General features: G+C 61.0%; 12 protein-coding genes and 1 pseudogene. 1 reads left to right on the forward strand and 12 read right to left on the reverse strand.

Going from position 1 to position 5,838, the window contains the following annotated elements; all coding sequences use genetic code 11:
• From NKI85_RS37300 to NKI85_RS37345, 10 genes are all read right to left on the reverse strand, one after another.
• Positions 1-585, reverse strand: a 585-nt coding sequence (locus NKI85_RS37300; protein ID WP_502900787.1) for a relaxase/mobilization nuclease domain-containing protein, incomplete at its 3' end; no start/stop codon positions are given.
• A complete protein-coding gene (locus tag NKI85_RS37305) occupies positions 582-833 on the reverse strand; it encodes a hypothetical protein (RefSeq protein ID WP_352527056.1) in 252 nt (83 codons plus the stop codon). The genes NKI85_RS37305 and NKI85_RS37300, both read right to left, overlap by 4 nt.
• Complete coding sequence (locus tag NKI85_RS37310) at positions 830-1,876, reverse strand: lytic transglycosylase domain-containing protein (protein ID WP_352527057.1); 1,047 nt, start codon at positions 1,874-1,876, stop codon at positions 830-832. Before NKI85_RS37310 ends, NKI85_RS37305 begins: the two co-directional genes overlap by 4 nt.
• A 4-nt stretch (positions 1,877-1,880) precedes the next feature.
• Positions 1,881-2,207, reverse strand: coding sequence for a DUF736 domain-containing protein (locus NKI85_RS37315; RefSeq protein ID WP_352527058.1), 327 nt, complete (start codon positions 2,205-2,207; stop codon positions 1,881-1,883).
• Positions 2,208-2,252: 45 nt separating this feature from the next.
• The gene (locus NKI85_RS37320) at positions 2,253-2,813 is read right to left on the reverse strand and encodes a S26 family signal peptidase (protein WP_352527059.1); all 561 of its coding nucleotides are present in this window, start codon (positions 2,811-2,813) and stop codon (positions 2,253-2,255) included.
• Positions 2,810-3,241, reverse strand: coding sequence for a replication initiator protein A (locus NKI85_RS37325; RefSeq protein ID WP_352527060.1), 432 nt, complete (start codon positions 3,239-3,241; stop codon positions 2,810-2,812). Before NKI85_RS37325 ends, NKI85_RS37320 begins: the two co-directional genes overlap by 4 nt.
• 17 nt (positions 3,242-3,258) lie before the next feature.
• The gene (locus NKI85_RS37330) at positions 3,259-3,549 is read right to left on the reverse strand and encodes a helix-turn-helix transcriptional regulator (RefSeq protein WP_352527061.1); all 291 of its coding nucleotides are present in this window, start codon (positions 3,547-3,549) and stop codon (positions 3,259-3,261) included.
• Positions 3,550-3,663: 114 nt separating this feature from the next.
• Positions 3,664-4,212: a DUF2285 domain-containing protein gene (locus tag NKI85_RS37335; protein ID WP_352527062.1), complete on the reverse strand. Its 549-nt coding sequence runs from the start codon at positions 4,210-4,212 to the stop codon at positions 3,664-3,666.
• Between the two features lie 34 nt (positions 4,213-4,246).
• Positions 4,247-4,432, reverse strand: coding sequence for a transcriptional regulator domain-containing protein (locus NKI85_RS37340; RefSeq protein ID WP_352527077.1), 186 nt, complete (start codon positions 4,430-4,432; stop codon positions 4,247-4,249).
• A gap of 170 nt (positions 4,433-4,602) precedes the next feature.
• Complete coding sequence (locus NKI85_RS37345; RefSeq protein ID WP_352527063.1) at positions 4,603-4,881, reverse strand: DNA -binding domain-containing protein; 279 nt, start codon at positions 4,879-4,881, stop codon at positions 4,603-4,605.
• A gap of 126 nt (positions 4,882-5,007) precedes the next feature.
• Between NKI85_RS37345 and NKI85_RS37350 the strand changes: the two genes are divergently transcribed.
• Complete coding sequence (locus NKI85_RS37350) at positions 5,008-5,223, forward strand: helix-turn-helix domain-containing protein (protein WP_023674290.1); 216 nt, start codon at positions 5,008-5,010, stop codon at positions 5,221-5,223.
• A 194-nt stretch (positions 5,224-5,417) separates the two neighbouring features.
• Here NKI85_RS37350 and NKI85_RS37355 read toward each other — a convergent pair.
• Together NKI85_RS37355 and NKI85_RS37360 are read right to left on the reverse strand one after the other, a co-directional pair.
• Positions 5,418-5,588, reverse strand: a pseudogene (locus tag NKI85_RS37355) (DUF736 domain-containing protein); the annotation flags it as partial.
• 160 nt (positions 5,589-5,748) lie between these two features.
• A partial coding sequence (locus tag NKI85_RS37360) for a DUF736 family protein (RefSeq protein ID WP_130827500.1) occupies positions 5,749-5,838 on the reverse strand: 90 nt, incomplete at its 5' end.

The raw sequence follows: 5,838 nt of genomic DNA on the forward strand, positions 1-5,838 counted from the left end.
GTCGTCGGCAACGCCGCGAACGAGGATGTGAACGTGCGGATGTTCGGTGTTCCAGTGATCGACGGCAATCCAGTCGAGCCTCGTGCCGAGGTCGCACTCCATGTCGACCATCAGGTCACGAGCGAAGTTCTTGAGGTCGCCGAGCTCCATTGCATCGTCCGGCGAAACGATGAAACGGAAGTGATGCCGATCGTCCTTGCAGCGGTCGGAGAAGGCGTCATGATCTGCCTCTTTGGTGTCGGGACCGAACATCCTCGCCTTCTCGCCATCACGTGTAACACCTTCGCGGCGAAGATATTTGAGATGGGTGGCGAGAGGCGCAGACCCTCTGAACTGCCTCACCACACGGGCCTTGATAACGGCGCCGCGTGAGCGGTCAGAGATGAGGCGACTGGCGCGGATGCTCGCTGACCTGCCGCGGCCAAACGTTGAAGCTCGTGGGGAGGTGATCGGGCCCTCGCGTGTAAGGTGACCGCCAGCGCGCTGTGTGGCCGCAAGAGCCTGGAAGATGAAGGGTCTTGCGCGCTGGCCAGCGCGGGAGCGGATACGACCAGGGCGGACGCGAAAGCTATCGTCACGTTTCATGCTAGGCAGCCACGAGGTGCGGTTTCCATTGAAAGACTGAAAAAATGGGAATAGCGCACATCGCCGATTGTGCCAGCACATCGCGAAATGAGTCGAAAATTATAAGGAAAACAATCGGCCGAACCGAGCCGCACCTCGCGGCCCTTTATCCTGCCACTCTCTCCGCCCTCATCTGCGGCCAACCCTTCCGCCGCAATTTCCGCGACGGAACAGGCCGGAATGCGATTGAGGAGGAACGTGGCGATCATCGCGATATGGCTAAAGAAGGCTGAGTGAATAGGCCGCAAACAGCGTGGTTCGATTGGAAATCGGTTTCACCCGGCCGTGGCTCGGTCGCGGTCAGGTCCGCAACAGGATTGCCCATTGGCGACCGCATTGCGGGCGAATGAATCGCCGTGAAGATCGTCTCTGCATAACCATTGCCACCCGATGCAGCGGCGTTCCCAATGTCATGGGGATGCGCAAAAATCGTGGCACCGAGTGAGCTGGCTCTGCCCCTTCCTTGCCGTGCGCGCCGCGGACTGGGAACTGCACCATTGAGCAGCGGCGCGAGTTTCCTGACGTAGTCGACCGTCTCGCGTGGCAGCGGACGGCCGGCTGAGAGATGTTCCTTGTACCGACCAGGACCGGCATTGTAAGCGGCAAGAAAGCCGCTGCGCCCGAAGCTGTCGAGCATTTCGCGAAGATATGCTGCACCTGCAAGAATGTTGTCACGCGGTTTATAGGGATCGTCACCGAGACGGTATTTGATGCGCAGTTCTTCCCACGTCGCCGGCATTATCTGCATCAGCCCCATCGCGCCCTTGCTTGAAAGCGCACGAACATCGCCGAAGCTCTCGATCTGTATGACGCCGCGAAGCAAACGCTCTGGAATGGCGAACCGTTTAGCCGCTTCCCGGATATGCCCCGACCACGGGCCAGCCGACAGGATCGTGCTCTCGGAGTGCGCCGGCCGTTCACCATGAGAGGAAGCCGCTGCACCAGCGTCGGGCCTCGCGAGAGCGAGCATGACGCAGGTGGCAACCGTTGTCATGCCTCTGTGGACGGCATCTCGCAGACCGCCGAACCGATGCGCCGCCAGCTTGCCACGGTGTTCGCTTCCGTTAAGCGCAAGGCCTAGCCGGCCGGACCAGCTTTGCAAAAACTGCGATGAAATCGGCGTCCGGAGCGACAAGCAAGTGCCCGGCCCCCTCTGAGCTGCCTCGCGGGCGATCGAGTCGAAGGGTTTGACCGGCGCGCAATGGATCAAAAGGGTTGGCGAGAAAGATTCGTCGAAGGGCTCCAGAAGCATCTGTTCAGCCTCGCCCGTCGCACTTCGATGACCGGTTCCAGTGCAGGCTCCAGACGCTGTTCTCTGCATCGGACCGGAACAGCTTGGCGCGGATCGGCTGCGTAAAGGACGGGTCGTCAATTGAGACGGAGAGGTAATCCCCAGCCTTGTCTCCGGTGCGGTCCCAAGCCGCACCGACCGCCATCCCTTCGCAATAGATCAGATGGTCGGGCGCGTTTTCGGTTTTGGATTTGTCGGCAGGCAGGATGGCAATCTTCGCCTCGATTGTTAGCGTGGAGAGATTGCCGAAGAAGCCGTCATCATTGCGCGTGAAGGTACCGATCTGGATCATTGCAGTGCTCCTTTCATGAGTGTTAGTGCGCGTCGAGCCGAGCCGTCACGGCTCGCTGGCAAGGGGATCGTTGGTGACATCCTGCACCGGAGTGGTGCGCTCCGTGGTCCAGACGGGAACCGCGCGGCCAACGATCGATGAGAGCGGGAGCGGGCCGAAATAGCGGCTGTCAAAACTGTCGGCTGCACCCGGGTTCATGAGGAAGACGTCGGCCTCGGCAATGTCGCGGCAGCCCTGCCAGATGGGCAGGGGTCGACCGCGACTGTCACGCTCGCGCGCATGTCCATAGGTCTTGCCGTTGACGATGATCGTTGTGCCTTGGCGACAGACGGTTGCGCCCCCGAGTGCCAAAACACGCTTCAGGAGCGGCACATTTTTCGGCAGATACCCGCGTCTTGCCATGAAGGCCACCAATGGCTCGGGCGGCATGATGACGGCGATATTGGCAACACCGATTTTGTCGGCCGGCTGGACGCGATAGAGCCCGACGGGGATGCTCGCCGATGCGTTCCAGATGGACAGCGGCGGATGGCTAGTCCATGCCGGCGCCGCGGCGAGCACTGCGCCGCCAACCATCGAGGCGATGATCTTTGTGCGCTTGCTCATGACTTGATCCTGCGCTGCAGCAGCCAAGCTTTATGACGGTTCCGCGTGTATGGACGCGGCTGCTCGCGCGCGGCTATCCGGCTGTGGACGTGCCGCCGTTGACGCGGCGACATGAAGGTCAGGGTTTGCTGCTGTTTCGCCGCTAGCAGGCGGCGCGGTTGCAATCTCCTAGCTTGCGCGTGGACGGTTTGCGACGCAGCCCAGACCAGGATGGCAGCGTTCCAAATCGTTGCCATGCCATGCACAATCGCCGCCTCACCGCAGGCCGATTCTTCGTCTGCATGAAAGTGGATCCGTGTCAGGTGGCGGGATTTCACCAATAAGATGAGCAGCCACGCCACAAGGCCCCGCGTGCCGCGTGAAGCGAAGACGGATGAGGGGACATGAGGCAGCGCAAGCTGCTGCTGAACGGTCGCGCCATACTGCATTTTCGTTACGCCACAGATCAGGAGCTGCGGTCGCGCCTGCCGACATAAGCCGGCGCGCGGGCTGCATGCGGTTTTGCCGGCGGAACATAGGTCGCGTTCGCATCGCTGGTGGAGGTGCGTGCGCCGAGCTCTATCCAGGCGTGCAGGTCGTTGATGTCGTAGAGAACGCGCCCGCCGACCTTTCGGTATTTTGGGCCAGTGCCATAGGTCCGGTGCTTTTCGAGTGTGCGGGTGCAGAGCCCGACGATGGGTGCTGCCTCCTTTGTGCGCAAATATTTTTGGGGCGCGTCCGCGGGACCCTTCGACATCGCTCGATCTCCATTCGGTTCTGCTGTCGTCCTGGCCTGCCGGGACGCGCGAAGTGGAACATGATCGAAATGAGGAAAGGCGAGGGAGGGCAAAGATTGGGGGGCGCGTTTTTGCTACCCCGACGAAAGACTTCGGCGGCCGGACTTTTCGCTACGGCTGTGGGGGTAGAAGAGAAGATCGCGATAGCCGCCGGCGACTAAAAAAGCTGCACGACGTAAGGTAGCTCGGACCTTGTGGCGGAGATGATGATCACGCCAATCTCGCGGCACAATCGGCTCTTGCGAAAACAGCACCTCCGCGAGCTGACGATAGGTTGCACCCGTGCGGTGACCGTCATGTGCGCGTAAATTGAGGATATGCCTGGTCTTGGTCTGTTGCGGTAGCGCGCCGTAGGATGAACTGGCTGCCCGGCCGTTCAGTGCGCGCCAGAACCGGCGCGCTGCATCGAGCCGCGTCTCGAATGCAGCGTCGAGCGGTAGAAGGATAGCGTTGAATTCACCGGCGCGGTCATCAGCGACGAGATGGCTTTTCCCAATTGAGGTAGACCAAATAATGTGAAGGCCTTCGTCCTGCGGCCAAACGCTGGCTCCGCCAAGGCTGGAGGGTCGAACTGTCTGATGGAAATGGCTGATAGGGGCAGATACCCGCGTGGCCCGGAGCACGCGCGGCGAGGCCTGTTCTGTCCAGATGATGTTCTCAGCTTCCGGACGTCCGGCACCGGCAGTTTTGAAATCGCGCGCCCCAACGGGTGGCGAAGTCGGGCTGGTCGACAGGTTCTCCGGAACCAGAGAGCCGCGATGCGAGCTGGCGACACTCGGCGATGAATTCGTCATTCCGGATCAGATACTCGGCAGCGAACTCCTCAGCTTGGTAGCTGCACATGTGTGCGTACCCCGCCGCATCGGTCCAATCGCCTTGCACTGTTCCTGTCCTCTCCGCATACCCGGACGTGAGGCATCGGCGTCAACATTCAGGGGGATGAGGAAGTTGGATAGTTGGAGAGTCGGCAAACCATCATGCCGATTCAGCAAAGTGGAGCGACGCCGGCGGCGTCAGTGCGGAGCGCCGCCAGCGAGAAGAGATCGGTAGCCGCTGGTCGTCATCCATCGCGCGCGGGCAAGATGGGTCTCCCAGGACCGGAACGCCCGCTCCGGCTCCTGCTCGGGGTCTATATGCAAGACGATCCTGGCCACCTCTCGCCAATCGGCATCTTCCGCCGCCGCGTCAAGCAGGCGAATGTAGGTGAGCAGACGCTCCTCGTCATAGCCGGTCAGGACCGGGGCATCCGGCGCAATGTCGGCGACATCAGGATCGAGCAGCGGTTTAAGCATGATATTTGACCGTTCATATTTCGATCGCGATCTCGAAGGAGCCGTCCTTTAGATCGAGCACCAATCATAGCGAATAGGAACGATCATTCCTAGAACGATAGTTCCCTTTCTGGTCCCTAATCCGTCATGAATCTCAAGGAGATCATGGCGGCCAACATGCGTCGTCTGCGCCATGACCAGAACGTGACGCAGGAGGAACTGGCCGCCCGCTCTGGACTGAGCATGCGTTACGTCGGATCGATCGAGCGCGCTCGGGTCTCGGCCAGCATCAGTGTTCTTGGGAGAATCGCAACTGCGCTGAATGTGGACCCATGCGAGTTGATCAGAAAATCGGCACCGTGAGTTGACGTCGGAAACACCGCGAATTTTCGATGATCGGCGAGGCAACATGCAGGAATGAAGTCTCCAGTCGCGAACACGACCGGTAGTCGCCCCCAAGTTCGACGGAGCTCGTTGCGCAGCGACTGCGCTCAACTTGTCGCGTGAAAGGAGATCGGCCCCGCCCTGTTCGTCCGGGCGGAGCCTTGGTCGGGGCCTTACTCGGCGTTGCGGCGGCCGTTGGGCCGGGACCAGATGAGGCTGTAGCCTTCGCCTCCCTCATCGTTGAAGAGGTTGGCGTAGATCGGAGCGGTGAAGCTCGGATCGTCCAACTTCAGGCCGAGATAGTCGCGGCCCTCATTGGACCATGCGGCGCCGATCTCGACCTTATGCGGAGCACCGCATAACGCCGATTATGCTGAGCGTGGGATTATGTGGAGCATTGGCCTGTGAGGCTTGGTTTTCCGCCTGTTCTGGCGGTTTCCGCTCCGCATAATGCCGAGGGTGGAAGCCGGGCGCCCCGCTGTGGAGCGGAGCGCCCTTGGCCGGTCATCGCGACCAGATGAGCTTGTGCTCGCCCTTGTCGCCCTGGACGAGGGAGGCGTAGACCGGCGCCGTGAAGGACGGATCGTCGAGCTT

Source organism: Mesorhizobium sp. M0571 (genome assembly GCF_040320985.1).
Lineage (GTDB): Bacteria > Pseudomonadota > Alphaproteobacteria > Rhizobiales > Rhizobiaceae > Mesorhizobium.

What these genes read in the sequence shown, in the direction of transcription:
- NKI85_RS37345 (WP_352527063.1), bottom strand. Translation starts at nt 4,881, where the DNA reads ATGCTTAAACCGCTGCTCGATCCTGATGTCGCCGACATTGCGCCGGAT.
- NKI85_RS37315 (WP_352527058.1), bottom strand. Translation starts at nt 2,207, where the DNA reads ATGATCCAGATCGGTACCTTCACGCGCAATGATGACGGCTTCTTCGGC.
- NKI85_RS37330 (WP_352527061.1), bottom strand. Translation starts at nt 3,549, where the DNA reads ATGTCGAAGGGTCCCGCGGACGCGCCCCAAAAATATTTGCGCACAAAG.
- NKI85_RS37325 (WP_352527060.1), bottom strand. Translation starts at nt 3,241, where the DNA reads ATGCAGTATGGCGCGACCGTTCAGCAGCAGCTTGCGCTGCCTCATGTC.
- NKI85_RS37320 (WP_352527059.1), bottom strand. Translation starts at nt 2,813, where the DNA reads ATGAGCAAGCGCACAAAGATCATCGCCTCGATGGTTGGCGGCGCAGTG.
- NKI85_RS37340 (WP_352527077.1), bottom strand. Translation starts at nt 4,432, where the DNA reads ATGTGCAGCTACCAAGCTGAGGAGTTCGCTGCCGAGTATCTGATCCGG.
- NKI85_RS37350 (WP_023674290.1), top strand. Translation starts at nt 5,008, where the DNA reads ATGAATCTCAAGGAGATCATGGCGGCCAACATGCGTCGTCTGCGCCAT.
- NKI85_RS37310 (WP_352527057.1), bottom strand. Translation starts at nt 1,876, where the DNA reads ATGCTTCTGGAGCCCTTCGACGAATCTTTCTCGCCAACCCTTTTGATC.
- NKI85_RS37305 (WP_352527056.1), bottom strand. Translation starts at nt 833, where the DNA reads ATGATCGCCACGTTCCTCCTCAATCGCATTCCGGCCTGTTCCGTCGCG.